The organism is Pseudarthrobacter sp. CC4 (assembly GCF_048957775.1).
In the GTDB taxonomy this organism is placed as follows: domain Bacteria; phylum Actinomycetota; class Actinomycetes; order Actinomycetales; family Micrococcaceae; genus Arthrobacter.
The window spans coordinates 107,959-134,026 of sequence record NZ_JARCCZ010000016.1 but is presented as its reverse complement, the minus strand read 5'-3'; the positions used below and the strand labels follow the sequence as shown (position 1 = coordinate 134,026).

Below are 26,068 nucleotides of genomic sequence, written 5' to 3'. Positions count from 1 at the left end.
CGTCAGGGGAGCTTCTGCAGTGGCAATTGGCGGGCCGGGGACAGTGGCGTGTAGTCCAGGGATTTAAGGGGGAGCGGCCCCTTGTCCGTGACCGTTTTGATGGCGTGCTGTTCCGAGCGCGGGAAGACGAGCGACGTCAGAGTTTGCTCGCCGTCGTTGACGAACACTTCGACGGAAGAGTAGTCAACGAAGACAGTCAGCTTCACAAGGCCGTCTTTCGCCGGGGCTGTTGCAGTCCGCCGCTGGGTGAAGAGCGGGCCCAGGTCTCTGTCGGCGGGGTGCTGCCGGTCCAGGAACACGGTGCCGTCCCGGAAGTTGTAACCGATGGCTGCAAACGCAGAGCCGCCGCTTTCCATGGAAATCCGTGCCTCGGATCCGTCATGGGGTCCGGGCCGCTCAAGCGTCACGTCCAGCCGGTACGCCCCTCCCTGGGAGGACGGAAGCTTCTTGATGCCGTCGGGTGTGGACCCTTGGAGATCCAGCGTCTGGCCCCCGAGCCGGCCCAAGGTTTTCGCAGGAGCAGAGACAAGGGTGGGGCGGTCCTGGACGGTTTTGAGGCGGATGTCCCGGATGAGGGTGTCCATGCCGCCGTGCCAGTCCGCGGTTGGGAGCTTCCGGGCATAGTCCCAGTTGTTCATCCATCCGATTGCCTGCCGGGACTGCATTTTCTGGCCTTCGGTGAGCCGGGGGTCGTCCCAGGTCACGGCTGCGTAGAAGTCGGATCCGGCGTCCAGCCACTGATGGTCCTCGTCCCGGGGCGTGAAGCGGGTTCCGTCCCAGCTTCCGGTCCAATAGGCGACGCCGGTGGTTCTTCCCTCTTCTGTTCCATTGGCGCTTGCCGCGAGCACCCAGGTTCTCTTGGCAGGATCCCCGTCCAGATCCAGCTGGAACAGGTCGGGACATTCCAGTGTCCCCAGGCCGGTCCGCTCGAAACCTGAAACGTAGCGCCAATCCTTGAGGTTGGAGGAGGTATACATGCCGATCTTGTGTCCCTCGGCAAGGACCATGAGCCACTGGCTGCGTTCCCCGTCCCAGACAATTTTCGGGTCCCGCCAGTGCTCCGCTCCGGGGTTGTCCATCACGGGATTGCCCTCGTACGCGTTGAAGGTGTATCCGCCGTCGGTTGAGTAGAACAGGGACTGGCGCTGGACGCCCTGGTCCTGCTGCGTCAGTACTGAGATGACGGCGCCGTGCCCAAATCCGGCAGTGTTTTCGTAGTCCACCACCGCGCTGCCGGTTTCAATGTCCCCCAGCCCGTTTTTGTACTTCTCAATGGCCACCCCTTCGTCCTTCCAGGTCAGCAGGTCTTCACTGGTGAGGTGGTACCACTCGGTTCCGTTTCCCTCCGGATAGTCGGAGTTGTACAGGTAGTAGTAATGCCAGAGCCCATTGAGGAAAAAGGGCCGCTGCGGATCATTCATCCAGTTGCGTTCGGGAGTGATGTGGTAGTTCGGGCGGTACTTCGATGAGTCCTGCGGCCGGTCGGCGATTGACCCGGGCTCCGCTGGCTGTTCCTGCAGGCCAACGTCGGAAAGCATTCGCCGGAGGGCCTCATCAGTGACGCAGCCGGGCCGGCGGATTTCCCCGGCTCCTGCCGCAACAGCGCCTTCCTCGAGGTTTGATCGCACGTAGATTTCGCCGTCAACCCGGGCTGCTGCTACCCAGCCGTCGTCGCAACTGATGCTCCTGAGGTCCGCTACCCCTTCCGCCTGGACCGGATGGGCGGCAGAGAGGCTGTGGTCACCGCCAGTCAGCCAATAGGAGGCATAAACGCCCGCCGCATCCTTGGATGCGGACTGGGCTGTCGCAACACTCCGAAGGGCCTCTTCTGCCCGCACTTTGGCGCTCGACCCCTCGATCCGGACAACGGTGGAGACAAGGGCGGCCAGGATTGCGAGGGCTGCCGCTATTGCCCAGGCGGTGCGCCGGCTGGCGGGAGTACGGAGATCAGGTTTTTCCGACATGGTGACCATTTCAGTTGGGGCTGCTTGTCCGGGCGCCGGTGCGCCACGGCAACGGAGCGGGACGCCTGGGATGGCGCCCCGCTCCGCACTGGTGCCGGCTACCGCACAGGCAGGGAACTGCCGGTGCGCCGCCTGCAAGCAGGATGTGTCGTCGAGGTGGCCTCGAGGTGCTGGTTACTTGTAGTGTCCCTCGCCGCCGACACGGACGTTGGTGGGCAGGTAGCCGAACGGGCCAAGGCCGTTCTCGCCGAAGCTGCGGTCAACCTGCGTGACGCCGTTCTTGAAGTTGATCTTCACGGTCGGGGACAGGGAGCCGCCGCGGACGCCGTTGACGTTGTCGATGAACGACTGCACGAGTCCATTGGGCTGCACGTAGTGCGAGTAGGCCTGGAACTGCCGGCCGTTCTGCTGCCCCGAGATAGTGCCGCTCGGGTTGTTGGCCGGCAGGTTCAGGTCGGTGGGCGAACCGAGTGCCAGGCCGGAGTTGTTGACGGGCTGGTAGTCGGAGCGCACGCCGTCGCCCACGAAGCCGTAGACGCCGTCGGGGCCGCGCATGCCGGCCGCGTACGTGAACTGGTGACTGATCGTGTACAGGTAGTACTTGTTCTTGCCGTCCTCGTTCTGGATGAAGATCTGGGGACGTTCAGTCTGGTCGTTGACGCAGTTCGCGGAGAGGATCGGAGGCAGGAAGGACCACTTGGTCAGGTCCTTGTTGTCAGCCACGGCGAGGCCCACATTGCCGGTCTGGTAGAAGGCGCCGCTGCTGTTCACTTCCTCGAGGGATTCTGCGTTGGCATCGCCCTCACGGTAGCCGAGGTCTTCCTCGGTGCACTGGTACTCGCCGCGGTTGCCGGCCGTATTGCCTTCGAAGACCATGAAGGTCTTGCCGGGGTGCGCCGGGTCGGCGAAGGTGAACGGGTCGCGGAATGCAAAGCCCGGGTTCTGCTCCTTGGTCTGGTACATCTTGCCGTCCGGCTCGAGCAGCTTGGTGTGCTCGAAGCCGTCGAACCAGACGCGTTCCTCGTTGGCATGGATGTTGCCGAGGGCCTTGGCAATTGCCGCGTCCGGGGCGATGCCGCCGCCGCCGGCGTTCCGCTCAGCCACGTCGTGGAAAGTGGTGGCCGTGTAGAACACGTTCACATGGTTGCCCTGCATCAGGCGGGTGGAGCCGGACCACTCGGTGTTGCCGATGGAAGATCCGTCGACGAAGAGGTGCCCGCCGTAGTTCCACTTGTCCTTGGCCGGGTCCGCATTGGTCTTGCGGAAGAAGAAGCCGATGCGGGCGTTCCAGTGGCGCTGGTCGAAGTTGTAGCCGGCGTGGCGGTCAGCGACGAGCGAGAAGATGACGTCGTAGCCCTTGTAGCTGATCTGGTTGGCATTCTCGTCCGTCAGGGACCAGGTGTCCCAGACCCAGACGTCCTCATTCATGGTGGGGAAATCCTCGGGGATTTCCGGCATGGTGACGTCGGGGCTCATGGAGTTCTGTCCGGGAGCCACCGTGGTGTCGCTCTGCGCCATGATCTGGCTGGCATCGGCGCGGGTCCACTTGGAGGTGAAGTCCGACGCCGGGTCGAAGGCTTCCTGGGTGTGTTCCGTGGGGAGCGGGAAACCGGGGGTCGGCGCCGGCATCTGCTCTGCGGCCGGGGGATCGGCAGGCTCGTTGGCCTGCGCCGACGGCACGGCAAGGAAGGTCGAGGCAGCCACGGCTGTTGCCAGTGCCGCGGCGGCGGACCGCCACCGCGGCATCCGGGGGGTTTGGGGGTGCTTGTGCATTATTGCTCTTCTCGCGGAGTTGTAACTGTTCGTGGAAGACGGGCATCTGCCCTCATTTCCCGATACTCCGGCGGCCCCGATTCCGCAGGCGTCATCAGGGACGCCGTTGTTCGGAGGCGAACCGGCGTAGGACCGCCGGTTCAAAGGCCAGGAGACTTTGTGGGCTCCCGGCCGCACCCACCGTAGGGAGAGGCGGGAACCAGGCGCAAGTATGTTTCCATGCACCCCAAAGCCAGTTCGCGGGACACATGTAAGCGCTTACATCTGAATACGCGCGCGTAAAGGGTCCGGCCATCCAAGTCAAATGTTTCTTCCGGAAAAGATTCCCACCCGGCCCACGCAGACCGGGGACAAGTCCCCTTACGGTCATGCGGCCGCCCCTGGCAGCCTGCGCGGACGGGGGTGGGAAACGCCCGTCCGCGCGCATCCCGCCTAGGGGAAACTGGGGACGTAGCTGGGTACCCCGACGGCGTCCGTCGACACGGGTGCGCCGGTGTCGTTGATGACGTGGTCCAGGGTGCCGGCACCCAGGTTGACGGTCAGCAGGCTGTGCAGTGTCACGCCCGGTGTCACCGGTACCTCGAAGCCGCGGGTGGCGTGGATGGTGGGGTCCACGTTGTTGTAGACGTAACTGCCGCCGCCCCAGAGTTCATGGGTCTTGACCGAATCGGCGACTTTGTAGCCCGCCCAGCCGAGGACCCCGTCGTGCTGCCAGGCGGCCTGGTTCGGCGCGTCATAGGGCAGCTCGTTCTGGAAGAAGACGGTCCTGCCGTTTTCGCCGTTCCAGATGACGTTGTACTCCTGGTAGTGCTCGACAAACAGGCCGGTGGCGGTGACGTTGTTACCGTTGATGATCACGCCGTTCCTGCCGGTGTTGGTGGTCCAGCCCACCCCGTTGCCGTGGTCGGCGCGCCAGGCCCAGATGTGGTCCAGGAGAACGTTGTCGCTGTTGACCTCCAGGCTGACCGAGGCTTTGCCCACGTGAGGTCCGCCGATGCGGAAGAACACGTCATGGAGCACGGTGGGGTTGCCGGGGTCCGTGCGGACAGCCGGGTTGGCGGCGCCGCCGCCGCCCTGCGTGGCCTTCCCGATCCGCATGAGTGCCGGTGAATTCACCTCGCCGGCATCAATCGTGACGGCGGCAATGTCCACGCCGGGCACATCAGCGACGGTCAGCGGGACGGCGCCGTTGATGGCGGTGAGGGTGGCGATCCCCAGCCCCAGGACGATGGTGTTGGCCCTCTTGACCTCGATGCTCTCATCAATGCCGTAGACCCCCGGGGTGAGCAGGAGGTTCTTGCCGCGTGCCAGCTGGGAATTGATGGTCTTGGCCGAATCCGAGGGGCGGGCCACATAGAAATCTGACAGCGGGATGCTGCGCCCCGCCGTCGGGCCGTTTTCCCACGTGGTCCCGGCGGAGTCCGTGCGGACGGCGGGAACGAACACGCTGTACTGGCCGGCGGCATCCAGCGTGAGATAAGGCTTTTCGCGGCTGATAGGCGTGCTCGCCAAAGTGGTGTACGGCGGGTTCGGGAAGGACTGCGCCGGTGCCCCGTCCACTCCGGAGAAGACCTGGTTCCAGACGCCGTTGGACCAGTTGCCGATGCTGCTGTCACGCACGAAGTACTGCTGCTGTGAGCCGTTGATGACATCGCCCGTCTTGGAATCGGCGATGAAGCCGCCGCTGGCGTATTGCGGTCCGGCGGTGCAGTAGTCCATGAGGGAGAGGTTGCCGCCGGTGATGTTGATCCGCCGCATGGGGGACGCCTGCGAGGCCGCCCAGAAATTGGCGGAGCTGCGGCAGCCTTCGAGGCCGGTGACATTGATGGTGAGGTTGGACAGGGACCGCCAGAAGTTGTTCAGGGCGATGCAGTTGTCCGCGGTGAGGCACCGGTTGTAGACGTCCACGTGCCCGTTGATGGTGACATCCGTGGGGGAAGCGCCCAGCCCCGCCACCTCGGTGGAGTAGCCCACCTGGACGATGAGCGGCTCTTCGCCACTGCCGTAGGTTCCCGGCTTGAACAGCAGTGAGTAGCGTTTGGACCCCATCTCATCGTCCACCTGTTCAGCGGCGATGGAATTAACCGTGGCCTGGATTTCGGCCACCGGCATGCCGGGGTCGAAGATCCGGACGTTGGGTCCGAAGTCAGGCTCTGCAGCCCGGGGAAGGGCAGGGGGAGCAGCCGGTGCGGGAGCCTGTTGCGCTAATGCCTTTGAAGCCGATGCCATTGAAACGGCGGGAGCGGCCGGCGCAGCAGCGGCCATGCTTCCTCCGCTGGCGACCAGGCCGGCGAGGAGGGCGACGGCGCCGGCGACAGTGCCGGCGACGTGCCGGCGCCGGGCCTGGGTACGCCCCTGCTGCGGGTTCTGGGGTCTGCCGGCGCGCGGAGGATGGGGGACGTGGGCTAGCGGCATTGCTTGTCCTGTTCGTTGGCGGGAATCGTTGAGCGTGGGCGACAGGAAAAGCTGCAGCCGTGGGAGCGCTCTCGTCGGGGAAGCGTAACACCGCGGGGGAGTACCGGCAAGGGTCGCGTGGAAGCGCTCCTACCGCCTCTTGACAAGGGGTTGTGAGGTGGGACACCATGTGGTGAGAGCGCTCCCACGCTCGGGCCACTGCCGCGGGGCAGTTCCACCGCACCACCTCTCCGCCTCCGACCGTCATGTGGGTCGACAGGGCATTTTTTCTGACGAAGGAGTCTTTCCTGTGAAAAACCCAACCAAGTTCTCTGTGTTGTCGGCTGCGGCCGCCTGCCTGGCCCTGTCGCTGACGGCCTGCGGCTCGTCCGCCCCTGAATCAAGCGGCGTCGACGGCGCCACCGGCTCCGATCCCGTCACGCTCACGGTGGGTACCTTCAACGAATTCGGGTACGAAAAACTCTTTGAAGAGTACGAAGCGCTGAACCCGAACGTGACCATTGAGCACAAGAAGGCGGCAACCACCAACGAGGCACGGGACAACCTCACCACGCGCCTGGCCGCCGGCTCCGGCCTGTCCGATATCGAGGCCGTTGAGGTGGACTGGCTTCCGGAACTGCTGCAGTACCCGGACCGCTTTGCAGACCTGAAGGACCCCGCTGTGGAAGGCCGCTGGCTGGACTGGAAGGCCGAGGCCGCCACGACCGCCGACGGCAAGCTGCTTGGCTACGGGACCGACTCCGGCCCTGAAGCCGTCTGCTACAACGCCGAGCTGCTCAAGAAGGCCGGCATGCCCACCGAACGCGGGGAAGTTGCCAAGATGCTGGGGACCACCTGGGACAGCTACTTCGAGGCCGGCAAGGCCTTCAAGGCCGCAAGCCCGGATTCCGCATGGTTCGACTCGGCGGGGGCGATCTACCAGGGCATGAGCAACCAGCTCGAGAAGGTCTATGAGGAAGAGGACGGCACCGTCATCGCCACGGAGAACCCGAAGGTCAAGGACACCTACAACCAGGTCCTGGAAGCCTCCACCAAGGACGGGCTGTCCGCCCACCTTAGCCAGTGGAGCGACGACTGGGCCTCCGGCTTCCAGACGGGCGCCTTCGCAACAACCCTCTGCCCGGGCTGGATGCTGGGGGTCATCGAGGGCAACGCAGCCGGGGTCACCGGCTGGGATGTTGCCAACGTCTTCCCCGGCGGCGGGGGAAACTGGGGTGGTTCCTACCTGACGGTTCCCACCCAGGGCGAACACCAGGCCGAGGCCAAGAAGCTGGCAGGCTGGCTGACCGCCCCTGAGCAGCAGATCAAGGCCTTCACCGCCAAGGGCACCTTCCCCAGCCAGAAGGAGGCGCTGGAAAGCAGCGATCTGCTGGGCCAGACGAACGCGTTCTTCAACGGCGCGCCCACCGGCCAGATCTTCGCCGAACGCGCCAAGGCTGTTGACGTGACCCCGTTCAAGGGAACCAAGTACTTCGCCATCAACGACGCCATGCAGCAGGCCCTTACCCGCGTGGACGTTGACAAGTCGGACGACGCCGCCTCCTCCTGGGAGAAGTTCGTCACCGCAGTGAAGTCCCTCTAAGCATGGCTGTCACCGACCGGGTCCGGCCACGGAGCGGAGGGACGCAGGTTCCCCCGGAAGATACGAAGGGCGTCCGGCGCCTGGCTTTCTCGCAACAGGTCTCCAGGTGGGACGTCAAGTTGTCCCCCTACCTCTACATCTCGCCGTTCTTTATCCTGTTCGCCGTCACCGGGCTCTTCCCGCTCGTCTACACAGCGTGGGTTTCCCTGCACAACTGGAACCTGATCGGCGGACAGGGGAAGTTCACCGGCCTGGAAAACTATGCCTTCGTTGTGGCCCAGCCCTACTTCTGGAACGCCGTGGGCAACACCTTCAGCATCTTCATCCTGTCTTCAGTCCCCCAGGTTGTCATCGCCTTGGTGATAGCAGCGGTGCTGGACGCGAACCTGAGGGCAAGGACGTTCTGGCGAATGGGGGTCCTGGTGCCCTTCGTCGTTGCACCGGTGGCGGTGGGCCTGATCTTCAACAACCTCTTCGCGGACCAGTTCGGGCTGATCAACGGGATGTTGGCGGGGGCAGGGCTGGACCCGGTCCGGTGGCATTCCGACCCGCTGGCAAGCCATCTGGCAATCGCCACCATGGTGAACTTCCGCTGGACCGGCTACAACGCGCTGATCTTCCTCGCAGCCATGCAGGCCATCCCGCGGGATGTGTTTGAAGCGGCAACCATCGACGGGGCCGGCAGGCTGCGGCAGTTCTTCTCCGTGACCGTCCCCATGCTGCGGCCGACGGTGATCTTCGTGGTGATTACCTCCACCATCGGCGGCCTGCAGATCTTCGACGAGCCGCGGGTCTTTGACCAGTCCGGCCTGGGCGGAGCGGACCGGCAGTGGCAGACGCTGACCATGTACATCTGGGAACTCGGCTGGGGCCAGCGCAACTTCGGCAGGGCCTCTGCCGTTGCCTGGCTGCTCTTCCTGATCATCGTGCTGATTGCCCTGCTCAACTTCCTCATCACCAAGCGCATCGCAAGCCAGGGAGGCCGTAAGTGAGCTCCATCCCCATGATTGAACAGACTGCCGGGAAGGGGGCCGCCCGGGCAGCAGCGCGGCGCCGACCAGGTGCCAGGGGTCCCGGGGCCGGCCACGGCGGTGCCCGCAGGCCAGGCTTCCTCACCTACGGCTTCCTGGGTGCCGTCCTGCTGGCGTCACTCTTTCCGTTGTATTGGTCCTTCCTGGTGGGCAGCCATGACAACACCGTCCTGAGCCGCGGCATCCCGCTGCTGCCCGGCGGGAACTTCCTGGCCAACGCCGCCAAAGTCTTTGACAGCATCCCGTTCTGGAAGGCGATGGGCAACAGCCTCATCGTCTCGTGCGTGACCGCGGCTTCCGTCGTCGTATTCTCCACCCTTGCCGGATTCGCCTTCGCCAAGCTCCGCTTCCGCGGCAGCAAGGGGCTGCTGGTGTTCGTCATCGCCACCATGGCGGTTCCCACCCAGCTCGGCGTCGTCCCGCTGTTTATCGTGATGTCCAGGCTGGGGTGGACCGGCTCGCTTTGGGCTGTGATCATTCCGGGCGTTGTTACCGCCTTCGGCGTGTTTTGGATGACCCAATACCTGCGTGACGCCCTCCCGGATGAACTCATCGAGGCCGTGCGGATGGACGGGGCTTCCATGATCCAGGCCTTCTGGTACATCGGATTCCCGGCCGCGCGGCCGGCGGCCGCCATGCTCGCCCTGTTCACTTTCGTGGCCACCTGGACGAACTTCTTCTGGCCGTTCATTGTCCTTGACCCGTCGAACCCCACCCTTCCGGTGGCGCTGCAGCTGTTGCAGGCCGCCCACTTCGTGGACTACTCCGTGGTCCTGGCCGGAGCCGTCCTGGCCACCGTCCCGCTCCTGCTCCTGTTTATCGCGGCAGGCCGCCAACTCGTATCCGGAATTATGCAAGGAGCAGTCAAAGGATGAGTTCCACCCAACTTCCGTTTCCGGAGGGCTTTCTCTGGGGCGCGGCAACCGCTGCCTACCAGATCGAAGGCGCAGCACACACCGGGGGCCGGCAGGACTCCATCTGGGACGTGTTCGCCCGGGTTCCCGGCGCCGTGGCGGACGGCCACAACGGCGACGTGGCCTGCGACCACTACCGGCGCTACAAGCAGGACGTGGCGCTCATGGGCCAATTGCACATGAAGGCCTACCGCTTCTCCACGTCCTGGGCCCGCTGCATGCCCGACGGCGTCACGCCCAATCCCGAAGGCATCGCCTTCTACTCCCGCCTGGTGGATGAACTGCTTGCTGCCGGAATCACGCCGTGGCTGACCCTCTACCACTGGGACCTGCCGCAGGCACTTGAAGACAAGGGCGGCTGGGCCAACCGGGACACGGCCTACCGTTTCGCCGAGTACGCGGCGCTCATGCACGGCGTCCTGGGGGACAGGGTCCGGATCTGGACCACCCTCAACGAGCCGTGGTGCTCGGCGTTCCTCGGCTACGCCGCCGGTATCCACGCGCCGGGAAGGCAGGACCCGCAGGCCGGACTTGCCGCCGCCCACCACCTGCTGCTCGGCCACGGCCTGGCAGCCCGTGCGCTGCGCCGCGAGGATCCGGACGCCTCTGTGGGCATCACCCTGAACCTGACGGTCCCGGATCCGCGGGATCCCGGCAGCGAGGGTGACCGGGACGCAGCCAGGCGGATCGACGGCCAGTTCAACAGGATCTTCCTGGATCCGCTGTTCAGGGGCGAGTACCCGGCTGACCTGCTGGCAGACGTGGCGCACCTTGGAATGGCTGACCTGGTGCAGGACGGGGACCTGGAGATCATATCCACGCCGCTGGACCTGCTGGGCGTCAACTACTACCACGGGGAATCCCTCACGAAGGATCCGGCGGACCCCGGGGAACTGGCGGGGCAGGAGACGACGGCGGCTCCGGGGCAGGCAGCCCGCCCGGTGTCCTCCCCGTTCGTGGCAGCCGACGGCGCCCGATCGGTATCCCGCGGCCTGCCGGTGACGGGAATGGGCTGGGAGGTCCAGCCGGAGGGGCTGCGGCGCCTGCTCAACCGGCTGCAGGCTGAGTACACGGGTCCTGCCGGGATCCCCATCTACATCACCGAAAACGGTGCAGCGTACGACGATGTCCCGGACGAGGCGGGCTTCGTGGACGACCAGGACCGGCTGGGGTTCTTCGCGGCACACCTCCAGGCGGTGCATGATGCCATAGCTGACGGCGTGGACGTCCGCGGATACCTGGCGTGGTCCCTGCTGGACAACTTCGAGTGGTCCTTCGGCTACCACCAGCGCTTTGGCCTGGTCCGGGTTGATTATGCAACCCAGGAGCGCATCCCGAAAGCCAGTGCCTGGTGGTACTCGGCGGTGGCCGCATCCAATGCCATTCCGGCCGGCAGCAGCCCCGTGCCGTCTACGGAGCCAGGTGTCGTATTGTCTGTGTAATGAACGAAAAGTCCCGCCGGCCCGGCCTCCTGCACGCCGGGCGGCCCAGCCCGACGCTCGAGGACCTCGCCACGGCCGCCGGAGTGTCCCGCTCCACCGCGTCCAGGGCGATCAACGGCGGGCTGAAGGTCAGTCCGGAGGCCCAGGCCGCCGTCGACGCTGCGATCGTGGCGCTCGGCTACACGCCGAACCGTGCGGCCCGGAGCCTGGTGACCAGGCGCACCGGATCCATTGCGCTGGTCATCCCGGAGCCGGACGCACGGGTGATGATGGACCCCTTCTTCGCCGCCGTCATCACCGGCGTCAACGAGGCACTCCGGGGCACCGACATGCAGCTGGTGCTGCTGATGTCCCGGGCTGGGGATGACTCCGCCCGGACCATGCGGTACCTGCGGGGCGGGCACGTGGACGGCGCGATCGTGGTCTCGTTCCACAAGGCGGACGACTGGGCGGAGACCCTTGGCACAACCGGCCTGCCCACTGTCTTCATCGGCAGGCCCTGGGCCGCGGGCTTCGGCGTCCCTTATGTGGACCTGGACAACTTCGAGGGCGGCCGGCTTGCCGCCCGCCACCTGGCCGCCACCGGGTGCACCCGGCTTGGAACCGTGGCAGGACCCGCCGACATGACAGCGGCAGTCGACCGCCTGGACGGATGGATGCAGGGTGTCCGGGAGGCCGGGCTGCAGCCCGGCCCCGTCATCCATGGGGACTTCACGACGGCGGGCGGCGCCGAAGCGGCAAGGAACCTGTTCTCCGAGGCGCCGGAGCTCGACGGCGTTTTCGCCGCCTCGGACCTGATGGCCCTGGGTGTCATTGAAACTGTGCGGGGCGGGGGCCGGAGGGTTCCGGAGGACGTTGCTGTTGTGGGGTTCGACAACCATTCCCTCCTGGCGGCCAATGGCATGGGCCTGACCACTGTGACGCAGCCGATGGTGGATATGGCCGTGACAGCCGGACAGCTCCTGATCCGCGCGATCGAAAACCCGGAAGAGCAGCTGGAACCGGTCATCTACCCGGCCGAACTGGTGGTCCGGGGCAGCACCGCCCGCTGACCCGGACGTCGCCGCGCCGGCTTTCCCCGCACCAAAGTGGCCCTTGTGGTTTCCGTCACTACTGCCTACTCTGTGTGAGAGCGCTCCCACCAACACTCAGCGGTTTAGATGTTGGGGCCGCTTGCCCGTGGAGCAACCAGGCGACACGAACAGACAGGATGAGTATCATGACGATCCACCATAAGGTCCGGGAACCCCGGAAGAGCCGGAGCAGGGATGGGGCCGCAGCGCCACGGTTTGCCGCACTGGGAGTGGCCGCGGTTCTCCTGGGCGGCCTCATTCCGGCAGGAATGGCGCACGCGGAAACCCTTCCTGTCGGCACCGGAAGCTACACCACGGATGCCATCGGGCCTGCACCCGAGGGCTGCGCGCCACTCGCGACCGATGCCCGGGCCTACGTAACTGATGCCGCGCCCGCCGGAGCGGTTCCCACCAATGACTGGTGGTCCTCGCTCCTGTTCAAGAAGTACAACTGCGTGGGCAGCGAGCCGCTGCACGCGCACCCGCTTTCCTACCTTCCCCAGGCCGCCGGCCTCGGGCTCTCGAATACCACGACTCCGACCATGAGCGGGACAGCCGGCGGCATCGGTGAATTCCACTACGCCTACGCGCAGGACGTGATGGTCGGCGTCGCCGGGCTGACCGCCCCCGTCGTCGAGGTCGCCGACTGGACCGACTGGACCGTCACCCCCTCCTGGAGTGACGGCACCCGGTCAATGACCGCCACCATCGGGCACGGCCTGCCCTTCAGCTGGTACGACATCGCCGGCGGGGACGCCGTCATCACCGCCGGAGCCGACCTGCGCGTCTGGCTCAACGACGGTGAGCGCATCGGGTTCAGCTCCGGCGGCGGGGACTACGTCGCGTTCGCACCTACCGGCGCTGCCTGGACCGTCTCCGGAACGAAACTGAGCAGCACGCTCAACGGCAAGGGGTATCTCTCCGTGGCCGCACTGCCGACGGGCCAATCCGACACCGACGCGGCGCGCACGGCCGTCGCTGACGACTACACGCCGTACGCCTATGCCAAAGTCACTGGAACACGGGCCGATTTCGTTTACAACGAGACCGGCAGCGTGGTCGAGACCACCTACTCGGCCGAGACAGAGGTGCGGGAGGGAACCAACTCCGGCACCGTGCTCTCGCTCTACCCGCACCAGAGCGCTTACCTCGGCGGCGTGACCGGCGACGGACCCTCCGCCGGTGCCGAGCTGGACCGCACCTACGTGTCCCCGCGCGGCGCTATGACCACGCTGGTCGGTGCCACCTCCTTCACCACAAACACCCCTTTCACCGGCGTGCTGCCTGAGGTCCCGGCCGTAGCGACAGGGGCCGGTGAAGCGAATGCCCGCCTGGACGCCCTGCTCGACCAGGTCGCCGCCGACCCCATGAGCATCGACAAGGACGACACCTACTGGACCGGCAAGGCCCTCGGCCGCGCCGCCCGCATTGTGGAGATCGCCGACCAGCTCGACCGTACGGCTGTGCGCGACACCGCCCTTGCCCAGATGAAGGAAACGCTCACCAACTGGTTCACCGCCTCGCCCGGCGAGACCGAACAGGTCTTCGCCTATAACTCGAACTGGGGCACCCTCGTCGGGTTCCCGGCGTCGTACGGTTCCGACAAGGAACTCAACGACCACCATTTCCACTACGGCTACTTCGTGGTGGCAGCGGCCACCCTGGCGCGGTTTGAACCGGAGTGGGCGGCAGACGCTGCCTACGGGGGCATGGTGGATGAACTGATTGCCGATGCCAACAACTTCGACCGCGCCGACACCCGCTACCCGTATCTGCGCGACTTCGATATCTACGCCGGCCACGACTGGGCGTCGGGTCACGGCGCGTTCGGCGCCGGTAACAACCAGGAATCGAGCTCCGAGGGACAAAACTTCGCCAACGGCCTCATCCAATGGGGAACGGCAACCGGAGATACTGCCACCCGCGACGCGGGCATCTACCTCTACGCAACCCAGACCGCCGCTATCCAGCAGTACTGGTTCGACGAATCCGGCGCCATGCCCGACTCCTTTGGCCACAGCACGGCCGGCATGATCTGGGGCGACGGCGGCACGTACTCCACGTGGTTCAGTGCCGAAGCCGAGATGATCCAGGGAATCAATACCCTGCCGATCACCGGCGGGCACCTTTACCTGGGCCTGCGTCCGGATGACGTTGTGTCCAACTACGCCGAAATGGTGGACGTGAACAACGGCAATCCCACCGTATGGCAGGACATTCTGTGGTCCTACCTGGCCCTCGGGGATGCGCCGGCAGCACTTGCCGCGCTGGACAACGACCGTGAATACCCGGAGGAGGAAGGCGAGAGCCGGGCCCACACCTATCATTGGATCGCCAATCTTACATCCTTGGGAACCCTGGACAGCAGCGTCCGTGCCGATGATCCGATGGCGGCCGTGTTCACCAAGGACGGGGCCAGGACCTACGTGGCGAGCAACATTACGCAGGAACCCCTGACGGTCACGTTCTCCGACGGCACGGTGCTTGACGTCGCCGCCGGCAAGACGACAACATCCGGTGCGCAAACCTGGAGCGGCGGCGGCGCGCCGAGCGGCACGGAAGTGCCCGGGGATCCCACGGACCCGCCCGCACCAACCACCACCACGTTCTACCTCGGTGCCGACGGATCGTTCCTGTCCCAGCCCGGCACCGCGCCCGTGGCAACGCTCGCCCCCGCAGCGGACCCGACGCAGTCGGTGATCCGGCAACAGGTCTTACCCTGACGGCCGATAACCTGAATGGCACTTTTGCAGGCAGCAGGACCGCGTTCGATATCGGCGTGGACACTGCCGGCGTCGGGAACGGAACCCGCATCAGGGTTTCATATGACCTGACCGGAGACGGCACCTACGACAGGATTGAAACCTACAACTATTTCCCCACCGACCCGGTGACGGGATACGAACGGTATACCGCAGAGCGTGGCTTCTCCTCCGTCGAGGGCGAGCTTGGAGCTTTGGTGGATGGCTCCATGAAGGTTGAGCTGTGGAACGTCTTGGGCACATCGCCGTCAACCATCGACCTGGCCACCTCGGTGGTCAAGGCACCCTTCGCAGGGCTTACCCTTGGCGGCGGGTCTGATCCGGAGCCTGAGCCTTCAGGACTTCCCGGCAGCCCCAGCGAAGTGAAGCTGACTCCGGTCAGCGGTTCCGCCATTGATGTCGCCTGGGCGGCCCCGCTGGTAACCGGCACGGCCCCGATCAGTGACTACCGGCTGCAGTACCGCGCCACCGGTGACACGGAGTGGCTCCCGGTGTATGAGTCCGTAACGTCCACGCCGGGAGCCCGGGTCCCGGGACTGAACCCCGGCACTGAATACCAGATCAGGGTGCAGTCAGTCTCGGCAGCAGGGCCCGGCGAGTTCTCCCAGCCGGTGGCAGCCACCACCATCCCGGCACCCTCCGCACCCCGCGGTGCCGTGATAAAGGTGCAAGGCAAATCCTTGCTGGTGTCCTGGACCGCGCCTGCCTCCGATGGCGGGTTCCCGGTCACCGACTACGTCATTGAGACCTCTACCGACGGAGTGAACTGGCGGACCTTTGGTGACGGGGTCAATACGGCGACGGATGCAAAGATCACGGGACTTCTCGGAAAAACGGAGTATCAGGTGCGGATTGCTGCCGTCACGGAAATCGGCACCGGAGGGTGGCTGACCACCATGGCGGCCACCAAGTAAGAAAGGGAACCACAGCTATCAGGTGGCTCCGTGGCCCCGGAAAAACCCGGGCCGCGGAGCCACCGGCCGTCACCGCCGCTTCCGGCCCGGCCGTTCCTTCCTCTCCGCCGTCTCGCGTTCGGCCCAGCGCTGGGACTTCCCTGCCGCCACCACTTTCTGGTGCCACTCCCGCTGGTAGGCACGCTGCGCCGCGGCGTCGCTCCGGCGGGCCAGGGCGGCAAGCTCCCGCTGCAGCTTCAGGTAGTTGTGCCAGCGGCGCTCCTCCAGCACGCCTGTGGCAAGAGCCTCCTGAACAGCGCAGCCGGGTTCGCCCTGGTGGGAACAGTCCGAAAACCTGCACCCGGCCGCCAGCGCCTCCACATCGCCGAACATCTCGCCGATGCCGTCCTCGGCGTCGAACAGGCCGAAGCCCCGCACGCCGGGCGTGTCCATCAGCACCGTCCCGTTCGCGAGCGGGACCAGTTCCCGGGAGGTGGTGGTGTGCCTCCCCCTGAAGTCGCCGGAGCGCACCTCGCCGGTGTCCTGGATGTCGCGGCCCACCAGCGCATTGATGAGCGTGGACTTTCCGGCACCCGATGGCCCCAGGAGCACGATGGTTCCGCCCGCCGGGATGTGCGCCAGCAGCTGATCGATGCCGTCGCCGGTTTCCGCGGAGGTGGTGACCACATCCACGCCTGCAGCCTGCAGGATGACTTTCCCGACGACGTCGTCCGCCACGTCCGCGAGGTCCGCCTTGGTGATGATCACCAAGGGAGTAGCCCCCGAGTCCCACGCGGCCACAAGGGTGCGTTCCAACCGGTTGTGAGTCAGGGGCCGGTCGACCGGGACCACCACGCCGACGGTGTCCATGTTGGCGGCCAGGACCTGTGCCTCGGAGGAGGCTTCGAACGCGCGCTCGCGGCTCAGTTCCGAACGGCGCGGCAGGACGCTGAGGATCTGGCGCTCGCCGGCCCGGTTGGGGCCTATCCACACCCAGTCTCCGGTTACTGCCGGTTTTCCGCTCAGCGGATAGGGCAGGTGCAGCAGGTCCGCGCCCGCAGCCACCAGCAGCAGGTTCCTGTCCACGCGGACCACCCGCCCGCGCCCGGTGGCCGCCGGCATCGGATGGTCCTCGAAGTGCTGGGCGACGGCGGGGGTATAGCCATAGGGGAGCGGACCGTCGCTTGGGTGGTTGGTGCTTTCCAGGCCGCTGCCTGACGATGTGTTCACTGTGATACCTCACGGGAGGGCCCCCGCGCACCGGCCTGCGGCCTTTGGTGTTCGGCGCCCCGCGGGAGGTCAGGCGGGGCCGGTGCGGAAAAGGGGAAGGGTCCGGATGAAAAGTGCGGGGCGCGCAGGACGCAGGGCTTGAACAGTCATCACAGACACCTCCTTTTGCCACATCAGGACGGACACGTCCCGGTATTTCCCGCCAACTCCTGGAGCCGAGGCTCACAGTCGGGTCCCACTCTAGCCACGGGCGGCACGAACGTCCATGGTTTTCCGCTTTTGTTCCATGGGCGGTTGGGTTGGTTAGCGCTGCAGTTCCAACGCCCGCTTCTGCCGCGCGGAAATGCTCGAGACGTGCCCGCAATTGGTGCACGTGATCTGGTAGGAACGCGACGTGGTGAACACCGGAATGAAGAAGAGCGTGAACTTGGTGGACCGCTCCTCAAGGCGGTGGTGGGCGAACGCCCGGCAGTACTGGCAGGTGGCCGGTTTCCCGGGCAAGGCCTTGAGCACGGTCTTGAAACCAAAGAGAAGGAGCATGGGGATTGCCTTCCGGAATAGTCCTGCTGGCTGTCCTGACAACACTAGGCCCTGCGCCAGCCGTAATCCCATCCTGACAACCTCCCGGACCGGTGCGATACTTGGGGTCGGCGCGGTATCGGCAGTGGGGGGACTTCGGAAACATGGCTCTGGATACCACAACCCTCCGGATCGCCTTTGGCCTGATGGCGCTGGTGCTGGTGCTCCTCTTCTACTTCTCCGCCTACCGGACCACGCGCTCGCCCTACAGCGGCTGGTGGTGCCTGGCGCTGCTGTTTTTCCTGTCAGGATCCGGCTGTTTCCTCCTGGATGGAACAGCACACCAGGTCTGGGGCAACCCCTTGGGCAACGTGCTCCTGGTGCTCGGCGGAGTGGCTGTCTGGGCGGGCGCCCGGTCGCTGCGGACCGTGCCGCCGCCAACGTGGGCGTTCGCCGCCATCCCCCTGGTGACCCTGGTTGCCTCGGTCCTGGACAACCCGGCCACCAACACCTGGTCCGGCGGCCCCGTGTTCCTGGCAGCCATGAGCCTCACCATAGGCCTGGCGTCGCGCGAGCTCTGGCGGCTGGAACCGGGATACTCGCGCGTGCGGATCCCCATGGCGGCGGCGGCCGGCGGACTCTCCGTGTTCTATGTGCTGCGCTGGGCGGCGTTCATGCTGGAGGGGCAGGACGGCCCCATCTTCGTCACTGTTTTTGGTTCCGCGGTGACCACACTGGTGACCATGGTCCTCCTGGTGGTGGTTTCCTTCAGCATGGCGGCCCTCAGCAATGAACAGCAGACCAGGGCGCTGCGCATGGTGGCCTCCCGTGATGACCTCACCGGCCTCCTCAACCGCAAGGCCTTCCTGAACCTGGCGGCCGAACAGTTGGCCGACCTGTCCATCGCCAAAGGCACCGGCGCCCTGGTCCTGGCGGACCTGGACCACTTCAAGGCGGTCAACGACACCTACGGCCACGCCGCCGGGGACGTGGCCCTGCAGACGTTCGCGGACGCCTGCGCCGCCACGGTGCGGTCCACCGACCTGGTGGGACGCTACGGCGGGGAGGAATTTGTGATCCTTATCCCGGGTGCCAGCGCGGAACGGGCGGAAATCATCGCTAAGTCGATCAGCCGGCGCCTGGCGGCGGCTGCAACCGTGGACGGGATGGACATGCCGACGGTCAGTTACGGTATTTCCACGTATGACGGTGCCACAACGGATGTGGAACGCCTCATCGCCTCAGCGGACGCCGCCCTTTACCGGGCAAAGTCGCTCGGCCGGAACCGGACCGCCCGCAGCGACCGTATGCTCTAGCCTCGGAAGGGGCGCGGGAAACCCGGCTGATAAAATAGCGGCGTTGCAGGGCGGCCTTATTGCTGGTCCAACCAGCGCCGTAACCAAGTGAGGGACCAGACAAACATGACGGCAGGCGGGTCACACCTCGGGACTTCGGAGACGCAGCCGGCAGCGTCGGCTAAAGCCTCCGGCCCGGCCACCGGCCGCGCCTACCTGGCCACCATCGAGGGCTTTGTCGGGGCCCTGATGATGTTTATCGGTTCCATCGGGACCGGGTGGATCGCCAACGGCTCACCCATGATCCGCCAGCCGGTGGTAATCGCCCTCCGCACCGAGGGCTGGGGAGTGACTGTATCCACCGTGCTCCTGACGGTGGGCGCCATGGTGCTGATGCGGTCCTGGCTCCGGCTGGGCCAGCGCCTGGCGGATTGGGGCAAATCGTCGCTGCGGTCCGTCGTCCTCGCCATCTCTGCCTGGTCCCTGCCGCTGCTTTTCTGTGTCCCCGTATTTTCCCGCGACGTCTACGCCTACACCGGCCAGGGCCGGCTGGTCATGGAGGGCCAGAACCCTTACCAGGTGGGGATTTCCACGCTCAGCAACTGGTTCTCGCTCGGCGCCGATCCTGCCTGGGCGGAAGCCAGGACCCCCTACGGTCCGTACTTCCTCTGGCTGGCGCGCGGGGTGGTGGGGCTGACCGGCGCGCAGCCGGATGTGTCTGTCCTCCTGTTCCGCCTCCTCGCCGGCGTCGGGGTCCTGCTTTGCGTCATCTATGTGCCCAGGCTGGCGGAGCTGCACGGCATCAACGGGGCGCGTGCACTCTGGATCTCCGTGGCCAACCCGCTGTTCCTGATCAGCTTCATTGCCAGCGCGCACAACGACGCCCTCATGGTGGGCCTCGCCGTCGCAGGCGTCTACCTCGCGGCCACGCGCCGGTACCTGCTCGGAGTGCTGCTGGTGACCGCGTCGATCGGAATCAAGCCGATCACCGTCCTCCTGCTTCCCTTTGTTGGCCTGATGTGGGCGGGACCGTCGGCTTCCTGGCCCCGCAAGTTCCTGATGTGGGGCGCGACGGCGGGCATCAGCTTCGGCGTGCTGGCCCTCAGCGGCATCCCGTACAACCTGGGGATGGGATGGGTGTGGGCCATCATGGACCCCACGCCGGGCTATACCGGCTACTCGCCATCGGGCTTCCTGGGCCAGCAGGTGGAGTTCCTGGGCAACGTGCTGGGGCTCCCCGGCGGCACGTTCGCCACCCTCCTGCGGACGGGAATGAAATGGGCGGCGATCGCGCTGGTCCTGGTCCTGATGTTCCGCGGTGACTACTCGCGGGCGGTGCGCCGGATGGCGCTGGCGTTTACCGCCGTCGTGATGCTCTCGCCCATCATCCAGCCCTGGTACATCCTCTGGTTCCTGCCTTTCCTGGCCGTTACCGGTATCCGGGACGACTGGCAGATCAGGTCGTTGTACGTGGGCGTGACGTTCTTTGTGGTGTTCGGGGCGCAGGACCAGCTCTCCGTGTGGTCCTTCGTGGCACTGCCCATCGACGCCTCCTCGCTGGCGTTCGTCACAGCCCTTGCCTTCACGTTCTACCTTCTATTCCTCGATCTGCATACACGGCGGCTGCTCATCGAGGCCAGGCCGCTTGACCTGGTAAAACGCGGGTGGCGCTGGGCTGTGGCCGTAGTCGAGGCGAGACGCGGGGCTGCCCGGCGTCAGGCGTGACCGGCGATGTACGCGATCAGGCCGCCCACCGTCGCCACCCGGGGGTAGTCGCCTTCCGGAATATTTATGCCTGTTGCGGAATATATGGTCTCCACAAGCCGCAGGAAGTCGAGTGAATCGAGTTCAAGGTCCTGCCGCAGCCGTGCACCGTCCGCAAGGTCCGCCGGCTCCACGTCCGGCGCCACCTGCCCGATCGCCTGGTGCACTGCCGCGCGGGCGTCCTGTTCGTTCATAGTTCCTCCGGCTTTTGCAGCAGTTCGTCCAGCCGCGCCAGGTAACGTGCGCCGCGCAGGCCGTCACTCACCCTGTGGTCGGCGGAGAGGGTGGCCGTCACCACGGGACGGACGCCGAGCATTCCCTCGTGCGCCCACGGTTGTTCCATCAGCCGGCCCAGGCCCACCATGGCCACCTGCGGCGGATAGATCACCCCGAACACGCTCTCCACGCCCAGGTCGCCCAGGTTGGTCACGGTGATGGTGGGATCGGCCATTTCTGCCCGCTGCAGCCTGCCTGCCCGGGCACGGGACACGAGGTCCCTCAGCTGCTCCATGAGGGTGTCCACCGGGAGCTGGTCGGCGTCGTGGATTGCCGGGGCCACGATGCCGCCCTTCCGAAGGGCAACGGCGACGCCGAGATGCACTGCCTGGCTGGGCCGGAACTCGTCATCCACATACAGGCCGTTGACCTCGGGCACGTCCCTGGCAGCAAGGGCAGCGGCCTTCAGCAGGAGTGCAGAGGGAACCAGCCGGGAGGAAACAGGGCGCTGGAGGTTAACGGACTGCATCCAGGCCACAGCGGCACCCATGTCCAGCGTGGTGCTGAGGTAGTAGTGCGGAATCGTCTTCTTGGAGCGGGACATCAGCGCCCCGACCGCCCTGCGCAGGCTTGCCTCGCGCTGCCGGTCCTCCGCGGGCCTGGCCGCAGGCTCTTCTGCTGTTGCCGGGACTTCAGGCACAGTCAGCTCCGGTGATGCCGGAGCTTCCGGCGCCGCACCCCCTGGTGGCACCGGTGCGGGGGCGGCAGCGGCCGCGTGGAGGACGTCGCCTTCCGTGACCGCACCGCCGGGCCCGGTCCCGGCCACGGCCGAAAGGTCAACTCCGCGCTCGGCCGCCAGGCGCCGGGCGAGAGGTGACGAGCGCACCCGCCCACGGTTGCCGCCGTCGTCCTCCACGTGAGGCGCCGCGGGCTCCGGAGCTGCCGGTGCGGGTTCCGGAGCTGCCGTCACCGGCACCAGCGCTGCAGCGCGTTCCACGTCGGAACGCGTCACCGCCCCGTGCCTGCCCGTGCCGCGGATGGAGCCCGGATCAACTCCCAGCTGGTGGGCGAGGTGCCGCACCGGGGGCGAGAGGGGCCCGTGGGTTTCCGCCGGCGGCGCGGCTCCCGTCCCGTCATCGGGCGTTGCAGTGATCCGCGCGAGCGGGGTGCCGACGGGAACCGTGGTGCCGACGTCCACCAGCAGCTCGGCCACAACCCCCTCTTCGAAGGTCTCGATGTCCATGACCGTCTTCTCGGTGTCCACTACGGCCACCACGTCACCGCGGTGGACGTAGTCGCCCGGCTTGACGAGCCACTCCACCATCTTGCCGTGGTCCATATCCGCCCCCAGGGACGGCATGCGGAAATCACCCACGCCCGCCCGTCACCTCCCGCGCCGCCGCCACGATCCGTTCAGCCGAGGGAAGCGCGGCAAGCTCCAGGTGCTTGGCGTAGGGCAGCGGGACCTCGGCGCTGCAGACCCGTCCCACCGGGGCGTCGAGGTCGTAGAAGGCCGCCTCCGTGATCCGCGCGCTGATCTCGGCCGAGATGCTGCCGCTGCGCCACCCTTCATCCACCACCACGGCCCGGTGCGTCTTGCCCACCGTGGCCAGGATTGCCGCATCATCGAGCGGGCGCAGGACGCGCAGGTCCAGTACCTCGGCACCGATGCCTTCCGCTGCCAGCCGCCCGGCGGCGTCGAGCACTGCCGGCAGCGTGCCGCCGTAGGTGATGAGCGAGACGTCCGTCCCCGGCCGCCGGACGGCGGCGGCGGTGATGTCCACCGGCCCGGCGCCGTCATCAAGCTCGCCCGGCATGTTGTAGAGCGTCCCGTGCTCGAAAATCAGCACCGGGTCCGGGTCCTCCAGCGCGGTCCAGAGCATGCCGCGTGCATCCTCCAGGGTGGCCGGCGCGAGAATGCGCAGGCCCGGAATGTGGGCGTACCAGCCCTCCAGGCTGTGCGAGTGCTGGGCGCCCAGCTGGCGTCCCGCGCCGGTGGTCATCCTGATCACCAGCGGGACGTTGAACTGCCCGCCGGACATGTGCAGGAGCGTGGCCGCGTTGTTCACGATCTGGTCCAGGGCCAGCAGGCTGAAGTTGACGGTCATGATCTCCACGATGGGCCGCATGCCGCCCAGCGCCGCGCCGATGCCCGCACCGACGAAGCCGGATTCGGACAGGGGAGTGTCGCGGATCCGTTGCGGCCCGAACTCCTCGAACAGTCCCAGGCTGACGGCGAAGCAGCCGCCGTACGCGCCCACGTCCTCGCCCATGAGGAACACCCGGGGGTCACGGTTCATGGCATCCCGGATCCCGGCCCTGATGGCTTCCCGGTAGGTGGTTTTCATTCCGGTCCCCGCTCGCTGTAGACAAACCGGGCCAGGTCCTCCAGCGGCTCCGGAGTCCCGGCTTCGGCGAACTCGACGGCGGACGCCACCTCCGCGTCGGCGTCACCCTGGATGCCTGCCAACTGGTCTTCGCTCAGCTGGCCCGCAGCCTCCAGGGCGTTGCGCAGGAGGGTGATGGGGTCCCGCTCGATCCAGTGCGCCACCTCTGCCTTCTCCCGGTAGCGCTCCGGATCAAACATGGAGTGGGCACGGAAGCGGTAGGTCCGCAGCTCCAGGAAGTGCGGACCCGCGCCCGACCGCACGGCATCCACGGCGCGGCGGGCGGCTTCATGGACGGCGAGGACGTCCATCCCGTCCACTGCCCAGGCCGCGAGCTCGTAGCCGGCAGCCTTCAGCGCAATGTCCGTCTGCGACTCGGAGCGGCGCAGTGCCGTGCCCATCGCATACAGGTTGTTCTCGCAGCAGAAGAGCACGGGCAACTGCCACAGTGCCGCCAGGTTCAGGCTTTCGTGGAATTCTCCCTCGGCCACGGCCCCTTCGCCGAAGAAGCAGGCCGTCACGCGCGCGCGGCCGGCCATCTTGTCCGCCAGCGCTAGGCCGACGGCGAGGGGCAGCCCGCCCGCCACGATCGCGTTGCCGCCGTAGAAGCGGGTGGCGGCGTCGAACAGGTGCATGGAGCCGCCCCGCCCGCGGCAGCAGCCCTGGACGTTGCCGTACATTTCGGCGAGGATGGCCCCGGCGGCCACGCCCCGCAGCAGTGCATGGCCGTGTTCCCGGTAGGTTGCCACCACGGCGTCTCCTGCGTCCAGGTTGTCCAGGACGCCCGCAGCCACGGCTTCCTCGCCGATGTAGACGTGCAGGAAGCCCCGGATTTTCGCCTCGGTGTAGAGTTCGACGCACTTTTCCTCCAGCCGGCGCACCCGGAGCATCTGGTGCAGGAGATGCCTCGCGGTGCCGGCCCGGTCCGCGCCGATCCTTTCCGGTGTGCCGGTCATGGTGCCTCCGTGGTGGTTTCGACGGTGGATGTGTCCCCCTCGGGGAGCCCCAGTTCGCGGGCCTTCAGGAGCCTCCGAAGGATCTTTCCGCTGCGGGTTTTCGGCAGCGCCGCGGTGAAGTCCACCATGCGCGGCGCAACTGCGGCGCCGAGCCGCTTGCGCGCAAAACCGATGATGTCCAGGCGCAGCTCTTCGGAGGGCTCCCATCCGGTCCTGAGCTCGACAAACGCCTTGACCACCTCGCCGGCCACCGGGTCCGGGACGCCGATGACCCCCGCCTGGGCCACGGCCGGGTGCTCCATCAGCGAGCTCTCCACCTCGAAGGGACCGATGAGGTGGCCGGAGGACTTGATGACGTCGTCGCCGCGGCCAACGAACCAGTAGTACCCGTCCGCATCGCGTTTTGCGACGTCCCCGGTGAGGTACCAGCCTCCGGCGAAGCACCTGCGGTAGCGCTCCTCCTCATTGAGGTAGCCCCTGAACATTGATGGCCAGCCGGCGCGCAGCGCCAGTTCCCCCATGGTGTCCGGTTCCGTGACCAGCACGGGGTCGCCGTCACGGACCACCGGCTTGCCGTCCCCGTCCCGCGCGACGAGCGCCGCCTCCACTCCCGGCAGCGGCCGGCCCATGGAACCGGGCCGGATTTCCGTGGCCGCGAAGTTGGCGATCATGATTCCGCCGGTCTCCGTCTGCCACCAGTTGTCGTGGACGGGCAGGCCGAACGCTTCCTGGCCCCAGACCACCACTTCCGGGTTGAGCGGCTCGCCCACGCTGGCCACGAACCGCAGCGCCGAAAGATCGTGCCCGGCGGCCCTCTCCGCGCCGGCTTTCATCAGCATGCGCAGGGCGGTCGGCGCGGTGTACCAGACGGTAACGCGCTGCTCAGCGAGGATCCGGTACCACCGGTCCGCGTCCATCTCCTCCTCGTCCACCACTGTGGTGACGCCGTGCACCAGCGGGGCGATGACACCGTAGGAGGTGCCCGTGACCCATCCGGGGTCCGCTGTGCACCAGTAGGTGTCGCCGGGGTGCAGGTCCAGCGCGAACCGGCCCGTCGCATAGTGGGCGGTGACGGCCTCGTGGACATGGATGGCGCCTTTCGGGGTGCCCGTGGTGCCGCTGGTGAAGTGCAGCAGCGCCATGTCCTCGCCGGAGGTGGGCGCCATGATGCTGTCTGCCGGGGCGGCCGCCAGGAGCCCCGCGAGGTCGAGGGTCCCCGGTTCCGGAGCGCCGTCCGCGTCAATGAGGAAGACGTGCTTGAGATCCGGGAGGCTATCCCGGATCTGGGCCACTTTCTTGCGGTAGAGAGCCCTGGTGGTGACCAGCGCCCGCCCGTGCCCCAGGTGCAGGCGCTGCCTCACGGGCTCCGGCCCGAAGGCGGAAAACAACGGGCAGAAGACGCTTCCGTTCTTGAGGGCGCCCAGCACCGCAACGTACAGCTCGGGGCTGCGGCCGGTGAGCGAGAAGATCCGCTCCCCGCGGCCGATGCCCAGCTGCCGCAGCACAGCGGCAAAACGGTTGGTCTGGCCGGCAAGCTCCAGATAGGTCAGGGAATGAGCGGATCCGTCGGCGCGCACGAACCGCAAGGCCTCGTGGTGGGCCCGCGGCCCGGCGGCATGGCGGTCCACTGCTTCATGGGCTATGTTCAGGCCGCCGCCCCGGAGTCCGGAAAGAGCCCGGCGGGCATCGTCCCAGGAGAACTGGCGGCAGGCGGTTTCATAGTCCTGCAGGTTGGGCCGGACAGGGAAGCCTTGAACGTCCTTGGGGATTCGCTGCCAGCGCATGGGCCGTTCGGTTCCTGCCGTCATGTTCCTATCCGACGCCCCGCAGCCCATGCGGGCAAGGGTAGAAA

At 66.6% G+C, this 26,068-nt stretch carries 19 protein-coding genes; 9 read left to right on the top strand and 10 right to left on the bottom strand.

Annotation, left to right across the window (positions count from 1 at the left end):
* Positions 1 to 2 precede the first annotated feature (2 nt).
* The 3 genes from PV768_RS12555 to PV768_RS12545 all read right to left on the bottom strand — a co-directional run bounded on the left by PV768_RS12555 (position 3) and on the right by PV768_RS12545 (position 6,152).
* Positions 3 to 1,964, bottom strand: a complete 1,962-nt coding sequence (locus PV768_RS12555) for a glycoside hydrolase family 32 protein (protein WP_421093176.1) — start codon at positions 1,962 to 1,964, stop codon at positions 3 to 5.
* A gap of 174 nt (positions 1,965 to 2,138) precedes the next feature.
* Positions 2,139 to 3,737: a glycoside hydrolase family 68 protein gene (locus PV768_RS12550; protein ID WP_421093175.1), complete on the bottom strand. Its 1,599-nt coding sequence runs from the start codon at positions 3,735 to 3,737 to the stop codon at positions 2,139 to 2,141.
* A gap of 432 nt (positions 3,738 to 4,169) precedes the next feature.
* The gene (locus PV768_RS12545) at positions 4,170 to 6,152 is read right to left on the bottom strand and encodes an adenylyl cyclase (protein ID WP_421093174.1); all 1,983 of its coding nucleotides are present in this window, start codon (positions 6,150 to 6,152) and stop codon (positions 4,170 to 4,172) included.
* 289 nt (positions 6,153 to 6,441) lie between these two features.
* Between PV768_RS12545 and PV768_RS12540 the strand changes: the two genes are divergently transcribed.
* The 7 genes from PV768_RS12540 (at position 6,442) to PV768_RS12510 (ending at position 15,870) form a co-directional block, all read left to right on the top strand.
* Positions 6,442 to 7,734, top strand: coding sequence for an ABC transporter substrate-binding protein (locus tag PV768_RS12540; protein ID WP_421093173.1), 1,293 nt, complete (start codon positions 6,442 to 6,444; stop codon positions 7,732 to 7,734).
* Between the two features lie 2 nt (positions 7,735 to 7,736).
* Positions 7,737 to 8,726 carry a sugar ABC transporter permease gene (locus PV768_RS12535; RefSeq protein WP_321214940.1) on the top strand — a complete coding sequence of 330 codons (990 nt, stop codon included), beginning with the start codon at positions 7,737 to 7,739 and terminating at the stop codon, positions 8,724 to 8,726.
* The gene (locus tag PV768_RS12530) at positions 8,723 to 9,640 is read left to right on the top strand and encodes a carbohydrate ABC transporter permease (protein ID WP_321214941.1); all 918 of its coding nucleotides are present in this window, start codon (positions 8,723 to 8,725) and stop codon (positions 9,638 to 9,640) included. Before PV768_RS12535 ends, PV768_RS12530 begins: the two co-directional genes overlap by 4 nt.
* Positions 9,637 to 11,121 carry a glycoside hydrolase family 1 protein gene (locus tag PV768_RS12525; protein WP_421093172.1) on the top strand — a complete coding sequence of 495 codons (1,485 nt, stop codon included), beginning with the start codon at positions 9,637 to 9,639 and terminating at the stop codon, positions 11,119 to 11,121. The genes PV768_RS12530 and PV768_RS12525 overlap by 4 nt, the downstream gene beginning before the upstream one ends.
* Positions 11,121 to 12,173: a LacI family DNA-binding transcriptional regulator gene (locus PV768_RS12520; protein WP_157240009.1), complete on the top strand. Its 1,053-nt coding sequence runs from the start codon at positions 11,121 to 11,123 to the stop codon at positions 12,171 to 12,173. The genes PV768_RS12525 and PV768_RS12520 overlap by 1 nt, the downstream gene beginning before the upstream one ends.
* Positions 12,174 to 12,340: 167 nt before the next feature.
* Entirely contained in the window at positions 12,341 to 14,917 is a 2,577-nt protein-coding gene (locus tag PV768_RS12515) for a glycosyl hydrolase (protein WP_421093171.1), read from the top strand.
* A gap of 56 nt (positions 14,918 to 14,973) precedes the next feature.
* Positions 14,974 to 15,870: a fibronectin type III domain-containing protein gene (locus PV768_RS12510; protein ID WP_421093170.1), complete on the top strand. Its 897-nt coding sequence runs from the start codon at positions 14,974 to 14,976 to the stop codon at positions 15,868 to 15,870.
* 69 nt (positions 15,871 to 15,939) lie between these two features.
* On the opposite strand, the gene rsgA is transcribed toward PV768_RS12510, so the two are convergent.
* On the bottom strand, positions 15,940 to 17,079 hold the full coding sequence (gene rsgA / locus PV768_RS12505) for a ribosome small subunit-dependent GTPase A (RefSeq protein ID WP_421093169.1): 1,140 nt from the start codon (positions 17,077 to 17,079) through the stop codon (positions 15,940 to 15,942).
* 303 nt (positions 17,080 to 17,382) lie between these two features.
* Positions 17,383 to 17,619, bottom strand: a complete 237-nt coding sequence (locus PV768_RS12500; RefSeq protein ID WP_421093168.1) for a zinc-ribbon domain-containing protein — start codon at positions 17,617 to 17,619, stop codon at positions 17,383 to 17,385.
* A gap of 143 nt (positions 17,620 to 17,762) precedes the next feature.
* Here PV768_RS12500 and PV768_RS12495 point away from each other — a divergent pair, with 143 nt between their 5' ends.
* Complete coding sequence (locus tag PV768_RS12495; protein WP_157240003.1) at positions 17,763 to 18,914, top strand: diguanylate cyclase; 1,152 nt, start codon at positions 17,763 to 17,765, stop codon at positions 18,912 to 18,914.
* Between the two features lie 105 nt (positions 18,915 to 19,019).
* Entirely contained in the window at positions 19,020 to 20,618 is a 1,599-nt protein-coding gene (gene mptB, locus PV768_RS12490; protein ID WP_323057954.1) for a polyprenol phosphomannose-dependent alpha 1,6 mannosyltransferase MptB, read from the top strand.
* On the opposite strand, the gene PV768_RS12485 is transcribed toward mptB, so the two are convergent.
* From PV768_RS12485 to acsA, 5 genes are read right to left on the bottom strand one after another with little or no spacing between them, the layout of a single operon-like run.
* The gene (locus tag PV768_RS12485; protein ID WP_321214945.1) at positions 20,609 to 20,851 is read right to left on the bottom strand and encodes an acyl carrier protein; all 243 of its coding nucleotides are present in this window, start codon (positions 20,849 to 20,851) and stop codon (positions 20,609 to 20,611) included. The two genes, mptB and PV768_RS12485, sit on opposite strands and share 10 nt — an antisense overlap.
* The gene (locus PV768_RS12480) at positions 20,848 to 22,248 is read right to left on the bottom strand and encodes a dihydrolipoamide acetyltransferase family protein (RefSeq protein ID WP_323057953.1); all 1,401 of its coding nucleotides are present in this window, start codon (positions 22,246 to 22,248) and stop codon (positions 20,848 to 20,850) included. Before PV768_RS12480 ends, PV768_RS12485 begins: the two co-directional genes overlap by 4 nt.
* Positions 22,241 to 23,221, bottom strand: a complete 981-nt coding sequence (locus PV768_RS12475) for an alpha-ketoacid dehydrogenase subunit beta (RefSeq protein ID WP_321214947.1) — start codon at positions 23,219 to 23,221, stop codon at positions 22,241 to 22,243. Before PV768_RS12475 ends, PV768_RS12480 begins: the two co-directional genes overlap by 8 nt.
* Positions 23,218 to 24,216: a pyruvate dehydrogenase (acetyl-transferring) E1 component subunit alpha gene (gene pdhA, locus PV768_RS12470; protein WP_323057952.1), complete on the bottom strand. Its 999-nt coding sequence runs from the start codon at positions 24,214 to 24,216 to the stop codon at positions 23,218 to 23,220. The genes PV768_RS12475 and pdhA overlap by 4 nt, the downstream gene beginning before the upstream one ends.
* A complete protein-coding gene (gene acsA / locus PV768_RS12465) occupies positions 24,213 to 26,024 on the bottom strand; it encodes an acetate--CoA ligase (RefSeq protein WP_421093167.1) in 1,812 nt (603 codons plus the stop codon). Before acsA ends, pdhA begins: the two co-directional genes overlap by 4 nt.
* Positions 26,025 to 26,068 lie beyond the last annotated feature (44 nt).